The sequence below is a fragment of the Pseudomonas sp. GW821-FHT05H12 genome (assembly GCF_059419385.1).
Window position 1 is genome coordinate 1 of the sequence record NZ_JBWKRS010000055.1, and the last position, 20664, is coordinate 20664.

17 protein-coding genes and 1 tRNA gene are annotated in these 20664 nt (G+C 62.2%); 15 read left to right on the top strand and 3 right to left on the bottom strand.

Translation table 11 applies throughout. From position 1 onward, the window contains the following. The first annotated feature begins 1 nt into the window (after position 1). Positions 2-77: transfer RNA gene (locus AC07SU_RS29115), tRNA-Glu, on the top strand. A 91-nt stretch (positions 78-168) separates the two neighbouring features. Here the strand turns inward: AC07SU_RS29115 and AC07SU_RS29120 are convergent. Next, positions 169-729, bottom strand: coding sequence for a hypothetical protein (locus AC07SU_RS29120; RefSeq protein ID WP_176998709.1), 561 nt, complete (start codon positions 727-729; stop codon positions 169-171). 159 nt (positions 730-888) lie between these two features. Here AC07SU_RS29120 and AC07SU_RS29125 point away from each other — a divergent pair, with 159 nt between their 5' ends. The 5 genes from AC07SU_RS29125 to AC07SU_RS29145 all read left to right on the top strand — a co-directional run bounded on the left by AC07SU_RS29125 (position 889) and on the right by AC07SU_RS29145 (position 5172). Next, positions 889-1428 (top strand): TetR/AcrR family transcriptional regulator, encoded by a 540-nt coding sequence (locus tag AC07SU_RS29125; protein ID WP_176998710.1) that lies wholly within the window; start codon positions 889-891, stop codon positions 1426-1428. Positions 1429-1443: 15 nt separating this feature from the next. Next, positions 1444-2277, top strand: a complete 834-nt coding sequence (locus tag AC07SU_RS29130) for an alpha/beta hydrolase (RefSeq protein ID WP_494999041.1) — start codon at positions 1444-1446, stop codon at positions 2275-2277. Between the two features lie 39 nt (positions 2278-2316). After that, a complete protein-coding gene (locus tag AC07SU_RS29135) occupies positions 2317-2748 on the top strand; it encodes an acyl-CoA thioesterase (protein ID WP_176998712.1) in 432 nt (143 codons plus the stop codon). 66 nt (positions 2749-2814) lie between these two features. After that, positions 2815-3777 carry a tRNA dihydrouridine synthase gene (locus tag AC07SU_RS29140; RefSeq protein WP_494999042.1) on the top strand — a complete coding sequence of 321 codons (963 nt, stop codon included), beginning with the start codon at positions 2815-2817 and terminating at the stop codon, positions 3775-3777. 120 nt (positions 3778-3897) lie between these two features. After that, the gene (locus AC07SU_RS29145; protein WP_494999043.1) at positions 3898-5172 is read left to right on the top strand and encodes a hypothetical protein; all 1275 of its coding nucleotides are present in this window, start codon (positions 3898-3900) and stop codon (positions 5170-5172) included. A gap of 3 nt (positions 5173-5175) precedes the next feature. On the opposite strand, the gene AC07SU_RS29150 is transcribed toward AC07SU_RS29145, so the two are convergent. Both AC07SU_RS29150 and AC07SU_RS29155 read right to left on the bottom strand, forming a co-directional pair. Further along, complete coding sequence (locus AC07SU_RS29150; RefSeq protein ID WP_494999044.1) at positions 5176-8454, bottom strand: EAL domain-containing protein; 3279 nt, start codon at positions 8452-8454, stop codon at positions 5176-5178. Between the two features lie 66 nt (positions 8455-8520). Beyond that, positions 8521-9411 (bottom strand): LysR family transcriptional regulator, encoded by an 891-nt coding sequence (locus AC07SU_RS29155; protein ID WP_494999045.1) that lies wholly within the window; start codon positions 9409-9411, stop codon positions 8521-8523. 139 nt (positions 9412-9550) lie between these two features. Between AC07SU_RS29155 and leuC the strand changes: the two genes are divergently transcribed. The 9 genes from leuC to AC07SU_RS29200 all read left to right on the top strand — a co-directional run bounded on the left by leuC (position 9551) and on the right by AC07SU_RS29200 (position 20565). Further along, the gene (gene leuC / locus AC07SU_RS29160) at positions 9551-10969 is read left to right on the top strand and encodes a 3-isopropylmalate dehydratase large subunit (RefSeq protein ID WP_176998720.1); all 1419 of its coding nucleotides are present in this window, start codon (positions 9551-9553) and stop codon (positions 10967-10969) included. A 10-nt stretch (positions 10970-10979) separates the two neighbouring features. Further along, positions 10980-11624 (top strand): 3-isopropylmalate dehydratase small subunit, encoded by a 645-nt coding sequence (gene leuD, locus AC07SU_RS29165; protein WP_015884976.1) that lies wholly within the window; start codon positions 10980-10982, stop codon positions 11622-11624. A 130-nt stretch (positions 11625-11754) separates the two neighbouring features. Continuing rightward, positions 11755-12519, top strand: a complete 765-nt coding sequence (locus AC07SU_RS29170; RefSeq protein ID WP_494999046.1) for a class I SAM-dependent methyltransferase — start codon at positions 11755-11757, stop codon at positions 12517-12519. 53 nt (positions 12520-12572) lie between these two features. Continuing rightward, positions 12573-13655, top strand: coding sequence for a 3-isopropylmalate dehydrogenase (leuB, locus tag AC07SU_RS29175; protein WP_021491199.1), 1083 nt, complete (start codon positions 12573-12575; stop codon positions 13653-13655). Positions 13656-13719: 64 nt separating this feature from the next. Then, positions 13720-14832, top strand: a complete 1113-nt coding sequence (gene asd / locus AC07SU_RS29180; protein ID WP_176998723.1) for an aspartate-semialdehyde dehydrogenase — start codon at positions 13720-13722, stop codon at positions 14830-14832. A 229-nt stretch (positions 14833-15061) separates the two neighbouring features. Then, positions 15062-16072, top strand: a complete 1011-nt coding sequence (locus AC07SU_RS29185) for an aspartate-semialdehyde dehydrogenase (protein ID WP_494999047.1) — start codon at positions 15062-15064, stop codon at positions 16070-16072. Between the two features lie 162 nt (positions 16073-16234). Further along, the gene (locus AC07SU_RS29190; protein WP_494999048.1) at positions 16235-18829 is read left to right on the top strand and encodes a FimV/HubP family polar landmark protein; all 2595 of its coding nucleotides are present in this window, start codon (positions 16235-16237) and stop codon (positions 18827-18829) included. A 214-nt stretch (positions 18830-19043) separates the two neighbouring features. Then, the gene (gene truA, locus AC07SU_RS29195) at positions 19044-19868 is read left to right on the top strand and encodes a tRNA pseudouridine(38-40) synthase TruA (protein ID WP_494999052.1); all 825 of its coding nucleotides are present in this window, start codon (positions 19044-19046) and stop codon (positions 19866-19868) included. Positions 19869-19932: 64 nt separating this feature from the next. After that, complete coding sequence (locus tag AC07SU_RS29200) at positions 19933-20565, top strand: phosphoribosylanthranilate isomerase (protein WP_494999049.1); 633 nt, start codon at positions 19933-19935, stop codon at positions 20563-20565. Positions 20566-20664 lie beyond the last annotated feature (99 nt).

Sequence of the window (20664 nt, forward strand, 5' to 3'; positions counted from 1 at the left end):
TGTCCCCTTCGTCTAGTGGCCTAGGACACCGCCCTTTCACGGCGGTAACAGGGGTTCGAGTCCCCTAGGGGACGCCACGATTACCCGCTCTGCGGGATTTTTAAGGGTCATTCAATTATTGAATGGCCCTTTTGTTTGTCTGGCGTTTGGGTTTTTGCCCACCCTGGGTTACGGCATTCGTCGAACCACATGGGCAGTGCGCAAGGATTTGTTGATGCGCGCCAGTTCCTGCGCAGGGCTGACTTCCGGGCCCTGGTTCTGGGCGTTCACCAGTGCGACGTTCCACATTTCCACACGAATACCTGGCAGGCGCGACAGTGCGCGCAGGCAGGCCTGGTCTTGCGGGTCGTTCGGGTGATAGATGTTGGCGGTCTCGATGACCAGCGTGGTATTCGGAAAGCGCAGCTGAATCTCTTCCATGTATTGCTTGAACAGCACGCAGCATTGTCGGCACGGTGAGTTGTTGATGCTTACCACGATCTCTTGATAGCCGGCATCGAATACCCATTCATTGGCACGCAACGCCTCCAGGAAGTTGGCTTCGGCGTGGCCGTCCCGGTCGTTGAAGAATTTGCCGAATGGCTGGTTGCCCACACCTTCCGCTTCGATCTTCGAAATCAGCACGGTGCGAAAGCCGCTGATGAAGTTGGCCTTGTACTCATTGTCAAAGACGTAGGGGGCTTCGCCGGCCACCCATGCGCAGTTTTCGTTTTGCTGCGTCCAGGCCATGACGTTCTCTCCGCTGTAGGGTTCGTTGCATCGACAACGGCTGAAGCGACGGTTTTATTCCATTTATTTGCATGCGCTGCTCAGACGAGCGGTCATGCTGGTGGCTTGCCAAATATTATTATGGTAATAATATTCAACCCATGAGAAACGGAGGCTTTGATGAGCGATAAAAAAGCGCAAACCCGCGAACGCATTCTGCAGGCTGCCAGTGCGGCCTTGATCCAGCGCGGCCCGGCCGAGCCGAGCGTCGGGGAAGTCATGGGGGCGGCAGGGCTCACCGTCGGTGGGTTCTACGCGCACTTCGAAAGCAAGGACGCGCTGATGCTGGAGGCTTTCACCCAGCTGTTGGCCAAGCGCCGTGCGTCGATTGACGACATGGACGAGCAGCTGACCGGCGAAGAGCGCAGGAGCCTGGTAGCCGCGTTCTACCTGTCGCGCAAGCACCGCGACTCCACGGCGCAGGCTTGCCCGATTCCCGCCACTGTCGGCGAGATGGCCCGCTTGCCGGACACCTTTCGCGAAGCCTTGAACGAACACGTGGAGCTGATGGCTGCCCAATTGGCCGCCAGCCCCGAAGACACCGACAAGGCCCTGGCCGACATGGCCTTGATGATCGGCGGCCTGGCCTTGGCTCGCGCCTTGGGCCCGGGTGAGTTGTCCGACCGTGTACTCCGTGCAGCCAAGTCGGCCGTGCGCTAAGAGAGGATTCGCATCATGGGCGCCCTGACATGGATTCGTGGTTTCAATAACACCGTTGGCCGCCTGGCGCCGCACACGGTGGCGAGCAAGATGCGGCGTACCTTCATGACCCCGCGCGACCTGCCGCCGCGTGACTGGGAGCTGCCACTGCTGGCGCAATCGGAGCGCATCACTTTGCGTTTCGGTCTGTCCGCCCTGCGTTGGGGGCAAGGCCCAGCGGTGCTGTTGATGCACGGCTGGGAAGGGCGTCCAACACAGTTCGCCAGCCTGATCAGTGCCCTGGTGCAAAACGGGTATTCGGTGATTGCCCTGGATGGCCCGGCCCACGGTCGCTCGCCGGGGCGTGAGGCGCACGTGCTGCTGTTCGCCCGTGCCATGCTTGAGGCGGCCAATGAGTTGCCACCCTTGCACGCCGTGGTCGGTCACTCCATGGGCGGCGCCAGCGCGATGCTGGCGGTGCAACTGGGGCTGCGTACCGAGGCGCTGGTCAGTATTGCTGCGCCGTCGCGTTTCCTGGATGTGCTGCGCGGCTTTACCCGGATGGTAGGTTTGCCGCCGCGTGCGCGCTCGGCGTTTATCCAGGAGGTCGAATTGACCTTCGGCATGCCGCTCAAGCACCTGGATGTGGCTCGCTACCAGATGAATATGCCGGGCCTGATCGTACATGCCGAAGACGACACGTTCGTACCGGTCAAGGCGTCCCAGGCCATCCACGAGGCCTGGTTTGATAGCCGCCTGCTGCGCCTGGAGCAGGGCGGGCACCAGCGCGTGTTGGCCGATCCCCGTGTGATCGAGGGCGTATTGGCCCTGCTGGCCGGCCGTCGTGTGCAGGAGCGGCAAACCGCCTGATACACTGCCCCCGCCGACATCAATCGACTGGAGCAAGGCATGGGCTGGGATCTGGCAACACCGTTTATCATCGACCTGCAGGTCGCCGCTGAAGACATCGACGGCCTGGGGCACGCCAATAACGCGGTGTACGTGTCCTGGCTGGAGCGCTGCGCGTGGCGCCATTCCCAGCGCTTGGGGCTGGACCTTACCGAATATCGCCGCCTGGACCGTGCCATGGCGGTGGTGCGCCATGAGATCGACTACCTGGCCGCCGGCTATGAGGGCGACGAGCTGCAACTGGCCACCTGGATCGTCGACTGGGACCAGCGCCTGAAAATGACCCGCCGCTTCCAACTGGTACGCCCGAGCGATGGTGCGACCCTGCTGCGTGCCCAGACCACCTTTGTGTGCATCGAACTGTCCACGGGCAAGCCCAAGCGCATGCCGGCCGAGTTCCTCGACGGTTACGGCCCGGCGCTGCGCAACTGACGGGGGGTTAGCGGTTGCAGTGGGAAACCCAGTAAACTGCGCCACGATTTTTGTTGAGTGTTTTCCATGCAAATTGCTTTGGCGCCCATGGAGGGGTTGGTCGACAACATCCTGCGGGACGTGCTGACCCGCGTCGGCGGGATCGACTGGTGTGTGACCGAGTTCATCCGCGTCAACGATCGCCTGCTCACCCCGGCCTATTTCCACAAGCTCGCCCCGGAGCTGCTGCACGGTGCCCACACCGCGGCGGGCGTGCCGCTGCGTGTGCAATTGCTGGGTTCCGACCCGGTGTGCCTGGCGGAAAACGCCGCCCTGGCCTGTGAGTTGGGCTCGCAAGTGATCGACCTGAACTTCGGCTGCCCCGCCAAAACCGTGAACAAGTCCCGTGGTGGAGCGGTGCTGCTCAAGGAGCCGGAGCTGCTCAATCAGATCGTTGAGCACGTACGTCGCGCGGTGCCCGCGCATATCCCGGTGACTGCCAAGATGCGCCTGGGCTTCGACAGCCCGGACGGCGCGCTGGTGTGCGCCACGGCCCTGGCCGAAGGTGGCGCGGCGCATATCGTGGTGCATGCGCGCACCAAGACCGATGGCTACAAGCCGCCCGCGCACTGGGAGTGGATCCCGCGTGTGCAGGACGTGGTCAAGGTGCCGGTGTTTGCCAATGGCGACATCTGGAGCGTCGAAGACTGGAAGCGCTGCCGTGAAGTCAGCGGCGCCGAAGACATCATGCTCGGCCGTGGCCTGGTGGCACGTCCCGACCTGGCGCGCCAGATCGCTGCGGCGCGGGCCGGTGAAGAGGTCGTGGAAATGACCTGGGCGCAGATGCAGCCCATGCTTCAGGACTTCTGGACCCAGTCGGTCGAGCAACTGACCGAACGCCAGGCGCCGGGCCGCTTGAAACAATGGCTGGCAATGTTGACGCGCAATTACCCCGAGGCGGTGGAGTTGTTCACGGCCTTGCGCCGTGAGACCGACCTGGAGCAGGTCAGCCGCTTGCTGGGCATGCCCCATCCCGCCGTCGCGGCATAACAACACCTCCTCCAGAAAGGGCGCCATTGGCGCCCTTTTCTTATTGTGAAATGTGATGCGCGGAACTGAGCAGCGCCGGATTCCACGAACCGGGGGCACATACTTCAGGAATCATGGCCCATGAATGCTCCGATATTAAATACCCCCGTCTTTACACCGCCGCCTCGGCATCTGTTCCCAACCGAGCAGCCCTCCACGCCCGAGAAGGAAAAAACGAAGCGTTGGGTCAGTGCGTTCGACGTCGCTGAACGCCGGTTTGGTGAGCACTTCGACACCAGCACCCATGCTGCTGTGATCAAGATGATGATGGCGACGTTAGGCCCAAAACCTAACGATATGTTTGATCACGTCATGCCTTCCGGTAACGGTTATCACGTGGTGATGAAGGACGAATTCAAGCTCCACCTCTCTCAGGATGAGCTGAATCAAGTGGCGCAGGCATCGCGGTTCAGTGGTAATGACACTGAGACCGTCAGGACGGCCAACTTTGCGTTGGCGGTGTTTGTGAAGCGCAAGCAGAGCGTGGGCGGCTATGCCAGCTTTGAAGCTGCCCTGGCGAAGACGCTTGAGGGTGAAACCACTTTGAGATGTTTGAAGGGCATGGGGGTGTATGGGCTTTGTCAGTATGTGTCGCCGAGTGAAATGGTTGGCGAAGGCGTAGTCGCAGTGATGGGCGTGCGTAATTTTGGCAGTGCACTGATGGTGGGAGGGGTCGGGCAAGACCATGGCTGGCCCTGCAAAGTGGGTAACAATTATGGCTACAGAATGTTCGCTGGCCCGCCTCAGTCGAGTCGGCTCGTAGATCAGTCGCCTGCCAGCGAAAAACCTAAAGACATATGGGGCGGCTTTTATCAGGGGCAGGAGGGTAACTGCGTGACCGTGTCGGCGATCAAGGCGGCCATGATGCGATTCGGGCAAGACCCGCGTGACATATACAGGCAGGTCACTGCAACTCCCGGTGGTTTCGACGTGATCATGCGAGATTCTTTCAGGCTCACGCTGAGCCACGAAGAGTTGCGCAAGGCCAGGAGTGCTTCGAACTTCGTTGGCAGCGATGCGGCACTTTTGGAAAATGCCAACTTCTTGTATGCCGTGAGCGCCAAGCGTGCACAGTTGGAAAACAACGACTTCCGCGCCGGAAGTAGTTTCGATGTGTCGATGGAGACGCTTAACGATGGTGAGATGTCAGGTGAAGCGTTGAGTCGACTGGGGTTGAGCGCCTACATTCGGGCAAGCGGCGCAAATGAGTTGGCGCAGGGCGCCATTGGTACCTTGGCTGACGGGCACCATTCGGTGGTTGTGATTGACGGTGCGATCGATTTGTTCGGGATGAAGCAGTCGTTGCGCTCATCCTCGTGGATAAACAAAGGTCTCTGGGCGCTCAAACTGGTATGACCGTTATCCCAACAACCGCCTGAACCCCTCAATCGGCAACGGCCGGCTATGCAAATACCCCTGGAACACATGGCAACCCAGCCTCTGCAAAAACGCCAGTTGCTCCTCGGTTTCCACGCCCTCGGCAATCACTTCCAGATTCAAGCTGCGCGCCATGGCCACGATGGCGCGGATAATTTCCGCGTCGTTGGGGTCGTGGGTCGCATCGCGCACAAACGACTGGTCGATCTTCAGCGCATCCACCGGCAGGCGCTTGAGATAGGTGAGCGAGGAGTAGCCGGTGCCGAAGTCATCCATCGCAAAGCTCACGCCGAGTTTTTTCAGGCGGCGCATCTTGCTGATGGTGTCGTCCAGGTTCTGGATCACGATGCCTTCGGTGATCTCCAGCTTCAGCAGGCTGCACGGCAGGTCGTGCTGGCTGAGGCTGCGCTGCACCCGTTCGACAAAGTCGTTCTGGCGAAACTGGCGCGGGCTGATGTTCACGCACAGGCTGAACTTCAGCGGGTCTACCAGGCCGTCGGCAATCAATTGCTGAAAGGCGGCACAGGCTTCATCGAGAATCCAGGTGCCCACTTCCAGGATCAGGCCGCTGTCTTCCAGCACCTTGATGAACTCGGTGGGTGACTGCGCGCCCAGTTGCGGGTGCTGCCAGCGCACCAGGGCTTCGGCGCCGATGATCTGGTTGCCGCGTGCATCCACCTGAGGCTGGTAATGCACGCTGAACTCGCCGCGTGACAAGGCCAGGCGCAGGTCAGTTTCCATGCGCAGCCGTTCGCTGGCGGTTCTTTGCATGCTGTTGTAGAACATTTGCGTGGTGTTGCGCCCCGAGTCCTTGGCGCGGTACAGGGCGATGTCGGCGCGCTTGAGCAGGTCGGCCGGGGTGGAGCCGTGATCGGGGATCAGCGCCACACCGATGCTGGGCGTGACCTGCAGGCGGTGGCCGTCGAGGAACATCGGCTCCGAGAGCAGCTCGCGCAGGGTGTCGGCCAGTTCCTGCACCTGGGCGCTGACTTCAGTGCGCGTGCCGTCCAGGCCGCTGAGCAGCACCACAAACTCGTCGCCACCCAGGCGTGCCACGGTGTCTTCCATGCGCACGCTGGCTTCCAGGCGAGCGGTGACGATTTTCAGCACGGTGTCGCCCACCGGGTGCCCCAGCGAATCGTTGATGTGCTTGAAGTGGTCCAGGTCGAGGAACAGCAGCGCGCCGCGCAGGTTGTGGCGCTTGAGCAGGGCGATCTGCTGGCTCAGGCGGTCCATCAGCAGGGCGCGGTTGGGCAGGTTGGTCAGCGGGTCGTGGTAGGCCAGGTGGCGGATCTGCGCCTGGGCATTTTTCAGCAGGCTCACATCACGGGCGGTCAGCAGCAGGCAGGGCATTTCGTTGAGGGTGATCGGCTCCACCGACACCTCCACTGCCAGCAACTCGCCACGCTTGTTGTGCCAGAGCATTTCCAGATGGTGGATGCGCCCCTTGATCTGCAACTCGGCCAGCAGTGCAGCGCGCTGGTTTTCATCGGCCCAGATGCCGATCTGGTACAGGGTGAGGCCGATGGCTTCTTCGGCGCGATAACCGGTCAGCCGGCAGAACCCGTCATTGACCTCCACATACCGGCCGGTATCGCGCTCGGTGATAGAGATGGCGTCGGGGCTGGAATGGAAGGCCTTGGCGAACTTCTCTTCGCTGGCCTTCAGCGCCGCTTCCGAACGCTGTTGCTGGGTAATATCGCGCAAGGTGGTGACGATGCACGGTTGGTCGCCGACCTTGATCAGCCGGCTGGAAATCACACAGGTCAGGCTCTGGCCGTTCTTGTGGTGCACCACAATCGCCACGTTGCTCAATGATTGCTCGCGAATCACCCGCTCAATGCGTTGCAGGCGCTTGCTCGAATCGTCCCACAGGCCGATCTGCTCGGCGCTCTTGTCGATGACCTCGGCGGCCGTCCAGCCAAACGTCTGGGTAAAGGCCGGGTTGATCTCGATGAACTCGCCGCTGTCCAGGCACGTGACGCAGATGGGGTCGGGGCTGGCCTGGAACAGGCTGGCGAACTTTTCTTCGGAGGCGGTCAGGCGTTGCTCGCGTTCCACCTGGTCGGTGATGTCCAGCAAGGTACCGGCCATGCGCAGCGGCTTGCCAGCGTCGTCGCGGTACAGGCGGGCGCGGCTTTCCAGGTAGCGCGGGCTGCCGTCCTCCATCAACACGCGATAGGTCAGTTGATAGTTGCCCTCCGGGCCTTCGCGCAGGCTGCGGTAGGCGTTGCGCATGCCCTCGCGGTCTTCATCGGACATGCCCTCGAAAAACGCCTCGAAGGATTCATGGAAGGGTTCGGGTGGCAGGCCGTGCAATTGGGCGGCGCGGGCCGAGCCGTAGAGCATGCCGGTAGGGATGTGCCAGTCCCAGGTGCCCAACTGCGCCGAGTCCAGTGCCAGGTCGAGACGTTCCTGGCTGTCCTTGAGGGCCTGCTCGGCGTTTTTGCGCTCGGTGGTGTCGAGGAAGGTGCTGATGAGGTAGGCCTCGCCCTCTAACTCGACCTTCTGCGCGCTGAGGGTGCCGTCATGGATCTGGCCGTTGCTGGCGCAAAACTGCACCTCCATGGTGATCGGCTCGCCCTTGCGCTGGGTGGCCTTGACCAGCAGCGCGCGCTGGTCGGGGTGGCGCCACAGGCCCAGGTCCAGGGTGGTACGGCCGATGACGTCGGCGACCGGCCAGCCGAACAGCATCTCGAAATACTGGTTGGCCTCGCTGATCAGGCCGTCGGACTGGCGGGTGAGCAGTACCATGTTCGGGCACAGGTGAAACAGCGTGGCGAAGCGTTTTTCGGAGTGGCCAAGGGCGTTTTCCCGTTCGCGCTGGTGGGTGATTTCGCGGATCACCCCGATCATCCGGCGTCGGCCGTTTTTATCCGGCGCCAGGCTGCCGTTGATTTCCAGCCAATGCAGGCTGCCGTCGGGCCATTGGATGCGGTGGTGCATGGCCTGCTCGAACGGCTCGCCGGCCAGCACCGCGTGGAAGGCCCGCACCACGCGAGCGCTGTCTTCGGGGGCGAGCAGGTCGAGGTAGTCCAGGTCCTTGGGCAGCGGCTGGCGGGGGTCGAAGCCGAACAGCGCCTGGGTGCCCCGCGACCAGCTGATGCGCCCGGTGTCGATTTCCCAGCACCATGCACCCAGCCGGGCAGCGTTCAGGGCTGCCAGCAGCTGTGGGGCGCTGTCCCAGCTCTGTTCCGCCTCTTGAGGGTCAAGGGCGTAGATGCGGGGCAGGGGTGGCACGGAATCGACGGGGTTGCGCATTATCAAAGGGCCTTCGCTCAATGGGCGTTCGGCGCGGGTTGGTTCAGGCCTATAGGCCGCACAGCTTCATGCCGGTATCCCTGGCAGATCGACCTGTGCATCCAATAGGCTCATGAAAGCCCGCGCAGCGTTCGACAGCGTCCTTTCGGTGTGCACGATATAGCCTAGCTGGCGACTGAGCTGTATGCCCGGCAAAGCGATGCTTGCCACCTGATCATCGAGCATGGTGCGCGGCAACACGCTCCAGGCCAGGCCGATGGACACCATCATCTTGATAGTTTCCAGGTAGTTAGTGCTCATCGCGATGTTCGGCGTGAGGCCCTGGGCTTCGAACAGCCGGCTGACAATATGGTGGGTAAAGGTGTTGCCACCGGGGAAAACTGCCGGGTGCTTGGCGATATCCGCCAGGCTGACCGTGCCGTTGCTGGTGAGGCTGTGTTCCGGCGCGACCACGAAATCCAGCGGGTCATCCCACACGGGGGTGGCGCTGACGAGGTTGTGCGGGTCGGGTGCCAGGGTGATCACCGCCACTTCGGCGCGGCCGTGGAGGATTTCTTCGTAGGCCACTTCCGAATCGAGGAACTGGATATCCAGCGCGACGTTGGGGTACTCCCGGGTAAAGGTGCGCAGCACCGGGGGCAGGCGGTGCAGGCCAATGTGGTGGCTGGTGGCCAGAGTCAGCCGTCCGCTGACTTCGCCGGTGAGGTTGGTGAGGGCGCGGCGGGTGTCGTCCAGTACGTTGAGGATCTGATAGGCCCGGGGCAGCAAGGCCCTTCCGGCCTCGGTCAGCCCGACTTCACGGCCCAGGCGATCGAACAAACGCACCTTCAATTGTTGCTCAAGGCCGGCAATGCGTTTGCTGATCGCCGGTTGGGTCAAGTGAAGGCGTTCACCGGCGCCGGAGAAGCTGCCGGTCTCGGCGATGGCAATAAAGGCGTTGAGGTTGGCCAAGTCCATTGTGGTATTCCAGTTGGTAATCCAAAGCATAAAAAATATGAATTTGAGTTATTTAATGTAGCGCCATACCATCAGCCTCACAAGCCAAAGGGTTATTGAAAAGCCCGGCGTATGAAACACCGCTGATGAGGACCGACTGATGGCCGGCAAAACGCTTTACGACAAGCTTTGGGATTCCCATGAAGTGAAACGGCGCGACGATGGTTCGTCGCTGATCTATATCGACCGTCACATCATCCATGAAGTGACCTCGCCCCAAGCGTTCGAAGGCCTGCGGCTGGCCGGGCGCAAGCCTTGGCGCGTCGACTCCATCATTGCCACCCCGGACCACAACGTACCGACCACCCCCGAGCGCAAAGGTGGCATCGACGCCATCGCCGACCAGGTGTCGCGCTTGCAGGTGCAGACCCTCGACGACTATTGCGACGAATATGGCATCACCGAATTCAAGATGAATGACGTGCGTCAAGGGATCGTTCACGTGATCGGCCCGGAGCAGGGCGCCACCTTGCCAGGCATGACCGTGGTCTGCGGCGACTCCCACACCTCCACCCACGGTGCGTTTGGCGCACTGGCCCATGGCATCGGCACCTCCGAGGTGGAACATGTGTTCGCCACCCAGTGCCTGGTCGCCAAAAAGATGAAGAACATGTTGGTCAAGGTCGAGGGCACCTTGCCGTTCGGCGTGACCGCCAAGGACATCGTCCTCGCCGTGATCGGCAAGATCGGCACCGCCGGCGGTAACGGCCACGCCATCGAGTTCGCCGGCAGCGCCATCCGCGACCTGTCTATCGAAGGCCGCATGACCATCTGCAACATGTCCATCGAAGCCGGTGCCCGCGTGGGCATGGTGGCAGCGGACGAAAAGACCGTTGAATACGTAAAAGGTCGTCCATTTGCACCCGCGGGTGCTGACTGGGACGCTGCCGTTGAAGCCTGGAAAGACCTGGTCTCCGACGCCGATGCGGTGTTCGACACCGTGGTTGAACTCGACGCTGCCCAGATCAAGCCGCAAGTCAGCTGGGGCACCTCGCCGGAAATGGTCTTGGCCGTCGACCAGAACGTGCCGGACCCGGCTAAAGAAGCCGATTTGGTCAAGCGTGGTTCTATCGAGCGCGCCTTGAAGTACATGGGTTTGCAGGCCAACCAGGCCATCACCGACATTCAGTTGGATCGCGTATTTATCGGTTCCTGCACCAACTCGCGGATCGAAGACCTGCGCGCCGCAGCCGTCATCGCCAAGGGCCGCAAGGTGGCCTCGACCATCAAGCAAGCCATCGTGGTACCGGGTTCGGGCCTGGTGAAGGCGCAAGCCGAAGCCGAAGGCCTGGACAAGATCTTCCTCGAAGCCGGTTTTGAATGGCGCGAGCCAGGCTGCTCGATGTGCCTGGCGATGAACCCGGACCGTTTGGAGTCGGGCGAGCATTGCGCGTCTACCTCCAACCGTAACTTCGAAGGCCGCCAGGGCGCCGGTGGGCGTACTCACCTGGTCAGCCCGGCCATGGCCGCTGCTGCTGCCGTCAACGGTCGTTTCATCGACGTTCGCGAATTGATCTGAGGAATACCCGATGCGTGCTTTTACCCAACACACCGGCCTTGTCGCCCCTTTGGATCGTGCCAACGTCGACACCGACCAGATCATCCCCAAGCAGTTCTTGAAGTCGATCAAGCGCACCGGTTTCGGCCCTAACCTGTTCGACGAGTGGCGTTACCTGGACGTGGGCTATGCCTACCAGGACAACTCCAAGCGCCCGCTGAACAAGGACTTCGTGCTCAACGCCGAACGCTACCAAGGCGCCAGCGTGCTGCTGGCCCGCGAGAACTTCGGTTGCGGCTCCAGCCGTGAACACGCGCCATGGGCCCTGGAAGAATATGGCTTTCGCAGCATCATCGCGCCGAGCTATGCCGACATCTTCTTCAACAACAGCTTCAAGAACGGCTTGCTGCCGATCATCCTGAGCGATGCCGAAGTGGACGAGCTGTTCAAGCAAGTGGAAGCCGAGGAGGGCTACCAGCTCACCGTCGACCTGGCCGCGCAAACCGTGACCCGTCCGGATGGCAAGGTGTATCACTTTGAAGTGGACGCTTTCCGCAAGCACTGCCTGATCAACGGCCTGGACGACATCGGCCTGACCTTGCAGGACGGCGATGCGATTGCCGCGTTTGAAGCCAAGCACCGGGCGAGCCAGCCTTGGTTGTTTCGCGACGCTTGATTGGCGGTAGACCGTGCGGGCCCCATCGCGGGCAAGCCCGGCTCCCACATTGGAATGCATTCCAACTGTGGGAGCTGGCTTGCCTGCGATAGCGCCAGTACCAACACCCCAAAACCCAAGGAAAACCACCATGACCAGCACCGCCCACACCCAAGTCGTGCAAAAACAATTCGGCGAGCAAGCCTCCGCCTACCTGAGCAGTGCCGTGCACGCCCAAGGCACCGAATTTGCTCTGCTGCAGGCCGAACTGGCCGGGCAGGGCAGTGCGCGACTGCTGGATTTGGGGTGTGGTGCCGGTCATGTCAGCTTCCACGTGGCGCCGCTGGTTAAAGAAGTGGTGGCCTACGATCTGTCCCAGCAGATGCTCGACGTGGTCGCAGCCGCTGCGAAAGACCGTAACCTGGGCAACATCCGCACCGTGCACGGCGCCGCCGAGCGTTTGCCGTTCGCCGATGCTGAGTTCGACTTCGTGTTCAGCCGTTACTCGGCCCACCACTGGAGCGACCTCGGCCTGGCCCTGCGAGAAGTGCGCCGGGTGCTGAAGCCGGGCGGCATGGCGGCCTTTGTCGATGTCTTGTCACCGGGCAGCCCGCTGTTGGACACTTACCTGCAAACCGTCGAAGTGCTGCGCGACACCAGCCACGTGCGCGACTACAGCGCCGCCGAGTGGATGCAGCAGCTCAGCGAGTCCGGCCTGCATGTGCGCAACAGCAGCCGCCAGCGCCTGCGCCTGGAGTACACCTCGTGGGTCGAGCGCATGCGCACGCCAGAGGTGCTGCGCGCAGCCATCCTTGAGCTGCAACAGGCGATGGGTCAGGAAGTGCGTGATTACTACGACATTCAAGCCGACGGCACCTTCAGCACCGACGTGCTGGTGGTGTTCGCCGAGCGCTGATTGATTTTTCCCGACCTGCCCACGGGCGGGTCGCTTGATGAAATGAGGAACCCATGAGCAAGCAGATTCTGATTCTCCCTGGCGACGGTATTGGTCCGGAAATCATGGCCGAAGCGGTCAAAGTCCTGGAACTCGCCAACAGCAAGTACAGCCTGGGCTTCGAACTGAGCCACGACGTGATCGGCGGCGCCGCCATCGACAAGCACGGCGTACCGCTGGCCGATGAGACCCTGGACCGTGCCCGTGCGGCCGACGCCGTACTGCTCGGCGCCGTGGGTGGCCCGAAATGGGACAAGATCGAGCGCGACATTCGCCCTGAGCGCGGCCTGCTGAAGATCCGTGCGCAATTGGGCCTGTTCGGCAACCTGCGCCCGGCGATCCTCTACCCGCAACTGGCTGACGCCTCGAGCCTCAAGCCGGAAGTGGTCGCGGGCCTGGACATCCTGATCGTGCGCGAGCTGACCGGCGGTATCTACTTCGGCTCGCCACGCGGCGTGCGCGAGCTGGAGAATGGCGAGCGTCAGGCCTACGACACCCTGCCGTACAGCGAGAGCGAGATCCGCCGTATCGCTCGTGTCGGTTTCGACATGGCCCGCGTGCGTGGCAAGAAGGTCTGCTCGGTCGACAAGGCCAACGTGTTGGCCTCCAGCCAGCTGTGGCGCGAAATCGTCGAAGAAGTGGCCAAGGACTACCCGGACGTCGAACTGAGCCACATGTACGTCGATAACGCCGCCATGCAACTGGTGCGCGCGCCCAAGCAGTTCGACGTGATTGTCACCGACAACCTGTTCGGCGACATCCTGTCCGACCAGGCTTCGATGCTCACCGGTTCCATCGGCATGCTGCCGTCGGCGTCCCTGGACACCAACAACAAGGGCATGTACGAGCCTTGCCACGGCTCGGCACCGGACATCGCAGGACAAGGCATTGCCAACCCGCTGGCGACCATTCTGTCGGTATCGATGATGCTGCGTTACAGCTTCAACCTGAGTGAAGCGGCGGACGCGATCGAGAAGGCCGTGAGCCTGGTGCTGGACCAGGGTTTGCGCACCGGCGACATCTGGTCGCAGGGTTGCACCAAGGTTGGAACGCAAGAAATGGGCGACGCAGTAGTCGCCGCGCTGCGGAATCTGTAATCTCTCGGGCCCCCTTGCAGAAGTTTGCTGCAGGCGGCCCACTTTTTAACAAGGTGTAGTTGCGATGAAACGTGTAGGTCTGATCGGTTGGCGCGGTATGGTCGGTTCCGTGCTCATGCAGCGGATGCTGGAAGAGCAGGATTTCGATCTTATTGAGCCGGTGTTTTTCACCACTTCGAATGTGGGTGGCCAGGGGCCGTCTGTGGGCAAGGATATTGCCCCGCTCAAGGACGCCTACAGCATTGAAGAGCTGAAAACCCTCGACGTGATTGTGACCTGCCAGGGTGGCGACTACACCAGCGAAGTCTTCCCCAAGCTGCGCGAAGCCGGCTGGCAGGGTTACTGGATCGACGCCGCGTCGAGCCTGCGCATGCAGGACGACGCCGTGATCATCCTCGACCCGGTGAACCGCAAGGTCATCGACCAGCAGCTGGATGCGGGCACCAAGAACTACGTCGGCGGCAACTGCACCGTCAGCCTGATGCTGATGGGCCTGGGTGGCTTGTTCGAAGCCGGCCTGGTCGAGTGGATGAGTGCCATGACCTATCAGGCGGCCTCCGGTGCCGGCGCGCAGAACATGCGTGAACTGATCAAGCAGATGGGCGCGACCCACGCCGCCGTGGCCGATCAACTGGCCGACCCGGCCAGCGCGATCCTCGACATTGACCGCCGTGTGGCCGAAGCCATGCGCAGCGATGCGTACCCGACCGAGAACTTCGGCGTGCCATTGGCCGGTAGCCTGATCCCGTGGATCGACAAGGAACTGCCGAACGGCCAGAGCCGTGAAGAGTGGAAGGCCCAGGCCGAGACCAACAAGATCCTCGGCCGCTTCAAGAACCCGATCCCGGTGGATGGCATCTGCGTGCGTATCGGCGCGATGCGCTGCCACAGCCAGGCGCTGACCATCAAGCTGAACAAAGACGTGCCGATCGCCGATATCGAAGCGTTGATCAGCCAGCACAACCCATGGGTCAAGCTGGTGCCGAACAACCGCGACATCAGCATGCAGGAGCTGAGCCCGACCAAGGTCACCGGCACCCTGAACGTACCGGTGGGCCGCCTGCGCAAGCTGAACATGGGCACCCAGTACCTGGGCGCGTTCACCGTTGGCGACCAACTGCTGTGGGGCGCGGCCGAACCGCTGCGCCGCATGCTGCGGATCCTGCTGGAGCGTTGATCGCGTAAGGCAATCAGAAAACCCGCGACTGGTGACAGGCGCGGGTTTTTTGTTGTCCTTGAGACCCCATCGCAGGCAAGCCAGCTCCCACATTTTGATTTGTGAACACGGTCAAATGTGGGAGCTGGCTTGCCTGCGATGGGGCCATCAGCTTCACCACAAAAACTGGCCCAATTACCCCACCACCCGGTAAAGTGCCGCTCCCCCCGCAATGCCCGAGGCAGCCCCCATGACCCAGACCTTTGATATCGCCGTGATTGGCGCCACCGGCACTGTCGGTGAAACCCTGGTGCAGATCCTCGAAGAACTGGACTTCCCGGTGGGCGCCCTGCATTTGCTGGCTGGCAGCAACTCGGCGGGTGCGTCGGTGCCGTTTCGCGGCAAGAACGTGCGGGTCAAGGAAGTCGACGAGTTCGACTTCAGCAAGGTGCAGTTGGCGTTCTTTGCCGCGGGCCCGGCCGTGACCTTGAGCTTCGCCCCGCGCGCGACGGCGGCGGGTTGCTCGGTGATCGACCTGTCCGGCGCCTTGCCGGGTGACCAGGCACCTCAAGTCGTGCCGGAAGCCAATGCCCACGTACTTGATGGCCTGAAGAAGCCGTTTCAGCTCGGCAGCCCAAGCCCATCGGCGACCAATCTGGCGGTGGTGCTGGCGCCATTGCGCGGGTTGCTCGACATCCAGCGTGTCAGCGTCACTGCCAACCTTGCAATCTCTGCCCAAGGCCGCGAAGCCGTCAGCGAGTTGGCTCGTCAAACGGCCGAGCTGTTGAACGTACGCCCGATGGAACCTCAGTTTTTTGATCGCCAGGTAGCCTTCAACCTGCTGGCCCAGGTCGGCAAGTCAGATGCCCAAGGTCATACAGCCCTGGAGAAGCGCCTCGTACACGAGCTGCGCGCCGTGCTGGAAATGCCTTTGCTGAAGATTTCCGCAACCTGCGTTCAAGCCCCGGTGTTTTTTGGCGATAGCCTGACTGTGTCATTGCAATTGGGCGCGCCGGTCGATCTGGCAGCGGTCAACCGCGTGCTTGACGCCGCACCGGGTATCGAGCTGGTCGAGGAGGGGGATTACCCAACGGCCGTGGGCGATGCGGTGGGCCAGGACGTGGTCTACGTGGGCCGGGTTCGCGCAGGTGTGGATGACCCCGCGGAACTAAATCTGTGGCTGACGTCAGATAACGTACGCAAAGGCGCCGCCCTGAATGCGGTGCAACTGGCGCAGTTGTTGATAAAAGGCCTTGTGTAAAAGATACTTGGCGGCAATTTGTAGATTGATTCTAGCCAAGCGCTATGCTTGGCCCCAAGCAGCAAAAGATGCGCGTCGGTGACCTATCGGCTCGCCATGCCTTATGGCAGCGGTTACCAACCTTCTCGCGGGCCGGGGAGTGTTCAAACAAAGGATGAGGCTATGGTTCAAGTTCGCAAACTGGTGTTAGCAATAGCGGCCGCCTCGGCGCTGTCCTCCGGTATGGCGCAGGCGCTGCAGCTGGGGGAGATGACCCTCAAGTCGAAGTTGAACCAGCCGTTGTCGGTGGAAATCGAATTGCTCGATGTCGGTGGCCTCACCGCGTCCGAGATCACACCGAGCCTGGCGTCGTCCCAGGCGTTTGTGGACGCGGGTGTCGATCGCCAGGCGTTCCTCAATGACCTGACGTTTACCCCGGTCATCAACCCGAACGGCCGCAGTGTGGTGCGTGTCACCTCCAGCAAGCCGCTGCCCGATTCCTACGTGCGTTTCCTGTTGCAGGTGCAATGGCCCAATGGCCGCCTGATGCGCGACTACAGCGTGCTGCTCGACCCGGCCAAGTTTGACCAGTCGGCACCTGCACCGACAGCAGCGCCTGCGCCCGTCGTGCGCGCGAACACGCCGGCGAGTACCGCACCTGCTGTCAGCAAACCGGCCCAGCACACCACGACATCACGCGATACTTTGTGGGAAATTGCCGAGAAGAACCGCAATGGCGCGTCGGTGCAGCAAACGATGCTGGCCATCCAGGCGCTTAATCCGGATGCCTTCATCGACGGCAACATCAACCGCCTGAAAACCGGCCAGGTCCTGCGCCTGCCGGATCGTGTGCAAGCCACCAGCCTGCCGCAATCGAAGGCCATTGCCGAGGTGACCGCGCAGAACAATGCCTGGCGCCAGGGCCGTCGCGCGGCGACGAACCCGGTGGCCGGCAAGCAGCAACTGGACGCCACCAAGCGGACCCAGGCGGGCAGTGCCCCATCGACGACCAACGCCCAAGACAATTTGAGCCTGGTCTCGGCCGAGTCCGCCAAGAAAGGCGCGAAGGGCAAGGCGGGTGACAACCGTGCCCTGAGCGACAAGCTGGCGATGACCCAGGAACAACTGGACACCACCCGTCGCGACAACGAAGAACTGAAAAGCCGCGCGGCCGACCTGCAAAGCCAGTTGGACAAGCTGCAAAAGCTGATCCAGCTGAAAAACGATCAGCTGGCGCGCTTGCAGGCCGAAAAAGGCGACTCGGCTGCTGCTGCTCCTGCGACGGCAGCGATGCCGGCTCAGTTGGCCAACGCTCCGGCCGCCGCGGCACCTGCCACGCCTGCGCCTGCGACCCCGGAGGCCGCTGCGCCGGCCCCCGAGCCGATCAAGCCGCAAGCCGCGCCTGCCTCGGCCGAAGACAAATTCAATGACTTGCTGACCAACCCGATCTTGCTCGGCGTGGTCGGCGGTGCGGCAGGCCTGGTGGTGTTGTTGCTCCTGCTGCTGTGGGCGCGTCATCGCAATGCTCGCCGCGAAGAGGAAAAACACCTGCGCATGGCGCGGGCGCTGGCGGAAGAGCCGGAATTCACCTCCAACCTTGATCATGACCTGCCACCAGACAGCTTCGAAGGCCTGGAGGTACCTGCTCCCAATGTAAAGCTGGCAGCGGCCCCAACCCCCGCCCCGGTGGTTGAGGAGCCGGTAATCACACCAACCGTGGCCTCCGTGCTCGCACCGTTGGCCGTTGCAGTGGCGCCGATGAATTCCAGCGATGCCTTGGCTCAGGCCCAGTCCCATATCGATCGCGGCCACCTGAACCAGGCCGCCGATGTGCTGGAGCAGGCGATCAAGCACGAGCCAAAGCGCAGCGACCTGCGTTTGAAGCTGATGGAAGTCTACGGCCTGCAAAACGATAAGGACGGTTTCGTGACCCAGGAGCGTCAACTGGTGGCCAATGGTGAAAACCATGCCCAGGTTGAGCAGCTCAAGTCGCGCTTCCCGGCCATGGCCGTGTTGGCAGCCGGTGTCAGTGCCGCGGTTGCCGCCGCTGCGCTGGACGCCCAGTACGTCAAGGACCTGCTGGAAGACAAGCCGGCCGCACCGGCGCCGACGCCAGCCCCTGAGGCAGATGCGTTCGACACCGACTTCGACCTGAGCCTGGACGACCTGGAGGCCGCTTCCCCGGCTGTGGTCAATCCGGATGATGAGTTGAGCTTTGAGTCGGTGCTGCAACAGCAGACCGAAGCCAAGGCCAGCCCGGACGACCTGTCGGACTTTGACCTGGACCTGCAACTGGACGCGCCGACCTCTGTGCAGTCCGATGACGACTTCCTTTCGGGTCTTGAAGACCAGATGAAGGACGTGCCAGCCGTTGAGCCGCCGACCCTCACACCGGCTGCGCTGGACGATTTCGACCTGCCGGAAGACTTCGACCTGTCCCTGGCCGATGAGCCAGAGACGCCTGCTGCCGCCAAGCCTGATGCATTTGCGTCGGAACTGGATGACGTCAACGCTGAATTGGATCGTCTGTCCCAGAGCCTGGAACACCCGCCTATCGAGCCGTCCTTCACTGCTGAAGACGCGGCGCTGGGGGGCGATGAGCCGGAGTTCGATTTCCTCTCCGGCACCGATGAGGTCGCGACCAAGCTGGACCTGGCACAGGCCTATATCGATATGGGGGATGCCGACGGCGCGCGGGATATCCTCAGCGAAGTGCTGACCGAGGGTGACGAGGCCCAGCGCGGCGAGGCCAAGGAAATGCTCGGCCGACTGGCGTAACAGGCATTTGCTGACGCAACGGCGGCCTTCGGGTCGCCGTTTTGCATTTTAGGAGCCGGCTTGCCGGCGATAGCCCCGACTCGGTTTGGCTGCAAAGACCGCGTCGCTTGCATCGCAGGCAAGCCAGCTCCCACACAAATCGGCATAATGGCTACCTTTGCGCAACTCATCAGGCTCTCAGTTCTTGGCAAATATAGATAACCCGGCCGCCGAAATGGCGGCCGCAGGCTTTTACCGCATCGCCCTGGGCGTGGAATACAAAGGCTCGCGCTATCGCGGCTGGCAGCGCCAGGCCTCGGGTGTGCCCACGGTGCAGGAAACCCTGGAAAACGCCTTGTCGAAGGTCGCCGACTCGCCAATCTCGCTGATGTGCGCCGGGCGCACGGATGCCGGCGTTCACGCCTGTGGCCAGGTGGTGCACTTCGACACCCAGGCCGAGCGCTCGATGAAGGCGTGGGTCATGGGCGCTAATATCAATTTGCCCCATGACGTCAGCGTCAGTTGGGCCAAGGTCATGCCTGCGCACTTTCATGCGCGCTTCAAGGCCATCGCCCGGCGTTACCGCTACGTGATCTACAACGATCAGATCCGCCCGGCGCACCTCAACGAAGAAATCACCTGGAACCACCGCCCGTTGGACGCCGACCGCATGGCCGAGGCCGCGCAGTATCTGGTGGGTGTGCATGACTTCAGTGCGTTCCGTGCCGGCCAGTGCCAGGCCAAGTCGCCGATCAAGGAAGTCCACCACCTGCGGGTGACCCGCCACGGCAAGATGATCGTGCTGGATATCCGCGCCGGAGCGTTCCTGCACCATATGGTGCGCAACATCGCGGGTGTACTGATGACTATCGGCACGGGCGAGCGCCCGGTGGAGTGGGCCAAGGAAGTGCTGGAAAGCCGGATCCGCCGTACTGGTGGCGTGACGGCTCACCCCTTTGGCCTGTACCTGGTGGACGTGGAGTACCGCGACGAGTTCGAATTGCCGGATCGTTTCATCGGGCCGCACTTCCTCACCGGCTTCAGCGAACTTGGCGGCTGACGCCCGGAAAAGCTTTTGTTACCATCCGGGACTTTATCGGTCCGATGCCAGAGGTTTTTACGACATGTCCGCCGTTCGCAGCAAGATTTGCGGGATTACCCGCATAGAAGACGCGCTGGCGGCAGTCGAGGCGGGGGCGGATGCCATCGGTTTCGTGTTTTATGCCAAGAGCCCGCGCGCGGTGAATGTGTTGCAGGCGCGGGCGATCATCGCGGCACTGCCACCGTTCGTGACCACCGTGGGGTTGTTCGTCAACGCCAGCCGCTGCGAACTCAACGAAACCCTGGATGCCGTGCCGCTGGACATGCTGCAGTTTCACGGTGACGAAAGCCCTGACGAATGCGAGAGCTACCAGCGCCCGTACATCAAGGCGTTGCGCGTCAAGGCCGGCGACGATATCGCGGCGGCGTGCGCCGCTTACACCGGCGCTCGCGGGATTTTGCTGGACACCTATGTCGAAGGCGTACCCGGCGGTACCGGCGAGGCGTTCGACTGGTCGCTGATTCCCGAGGGGCTGAGCAAGCCGATCATCCTGGCGGGCGGGCTCAACCCCGCGAATGTCGGGGCTGCGATCGAGCAGGTGCACCCGTATGCCGTGGATGTCAGCGGTGGGGTGGAGCAGGGCAAGGGCATCAAGGATCACAGCAAGATTCGCGCATTCATGCAGGCCGTGCGCAACAGCAGTGGAGGGATGTGACGGCTGGCAGTCTGCCGCCGTCCATAACTACCACTGTGTGAAACAGCACCGGCGCCGCCTGCGGGAGGCCCGGAAATGAAGTGGCAACCTTGCACTGGC

Coding starts and splice junctions, on each gene's coding strand:
- AC07SU_RS29125 (WP_176998710.1), top strand. CDS start 889: ATGAGCGATAAAAAAGCGCAAACCCGCGAACGCATTCTGCAGGCTGCC.
- AC07SU_RS29190 (WP_494999048.1), top strand. CDS start 16,235: ATGGTTCAAGTTCGCAAACTGGTGTTAGCAATAGCGGCCGCCTCGGCG.
- AC07SU_RS29185 (WP_494999047.1), top strand. CDS start 15,062: ATGACCCAGACCTTTGATATCGCCGTGATTGGCGCCACCGGCACTGTC.
- AC07SU_RS29200 (WP_494999049.1), top strand. CDS start 19,933: ATGTCCGCCGTTCGCAGCAAGATTTGCGGGATTACCCGCATAGAAGAC.
- truA (WP_494999052.1), top strand. CDS start 19,044: ATGGCGGCCGCAGGCTTTTACCGCATCGCCCTGGGCGTGGAATACAAA.
- AC07SU_RS29155 (WP_494999045.1), bottom strand. CDS start 9,411: ATGGACTTGGCCAACCTCAACGCCTTTATTGCCATCGCCGAGACCGGC.
- asd (WP_176998723.1), top strand. CDS start 13,720: ATGAAACGTGTAGGTCTGATCGGTTGGCGCGGTATGGTCGGTTCCGTG.
- leuC (WP_176998720.1), top strand. CDS start 9,551: ATGGCCGGCAAAACGCTTTACGACAAGCTTTGGGATTCCCATGAAGTG.
- AC07SU_RS29150 (WP_494999044.1), bottom strand. CDS start 8,454: ATGCGCAACCCCGTCGATTCCGTGCCACCCCTGCCCCGCATCTACGCC.
- AC07SU_RS29135 (WP_176998712.1), top strand. CDS start 2,317: ATGGGCTGGGATCTGGCAACACCGTTTATCATCGACCTGCAGGTCGCC.
- leuD (WP_015884976.1), top strand. CDS start 10,980: ATGCGTGCTTTTACCCAACACACCGGCCTTGTCGCCCCTTTGGATCGT.
- AC07SU_RS29140 (WP_494999042.1), top strand. CDS start 2,815: ATGCAAATTGCTTTGGCGCCCATGGAGGGGTTGGTCGACAACATCCTG.
- AC07SU_RS29120 (WP_176998709.1), bottom strand. CDS start 729: ATGGCCTGGACGCAGCAAAACGAAAACTGCGCATGGGTGGCCGGCGAA.
- AC07SU_RS29130 (WP_494999041.1), top strand. CDS start 1,444: ATGGGCGCCCTGACATGGATTCGTGGTTTCAATAACACCGTTGGCCGC.
- AC07SU_RS29145 (WP_494999043.1), top strand. CDS start 3,898: ATGAATGCTCCGATATTAAATACCCCCGTCTTTACACCGCCGCCTCGG.
- leuB (WP_021491199.1), top strand. CDS start 12,573: ATGAGCAAGCAGATTCTGATTCTCCCTGGCGACGGTATTGGTCCGGAA.
- AC07SU_RS29170 (WP_494999046.1), top strand. CDS start 11,755: ATGACCAGCACCGCCCACACCCAAGTCGTGCAAAAACAATTCGGCGAG.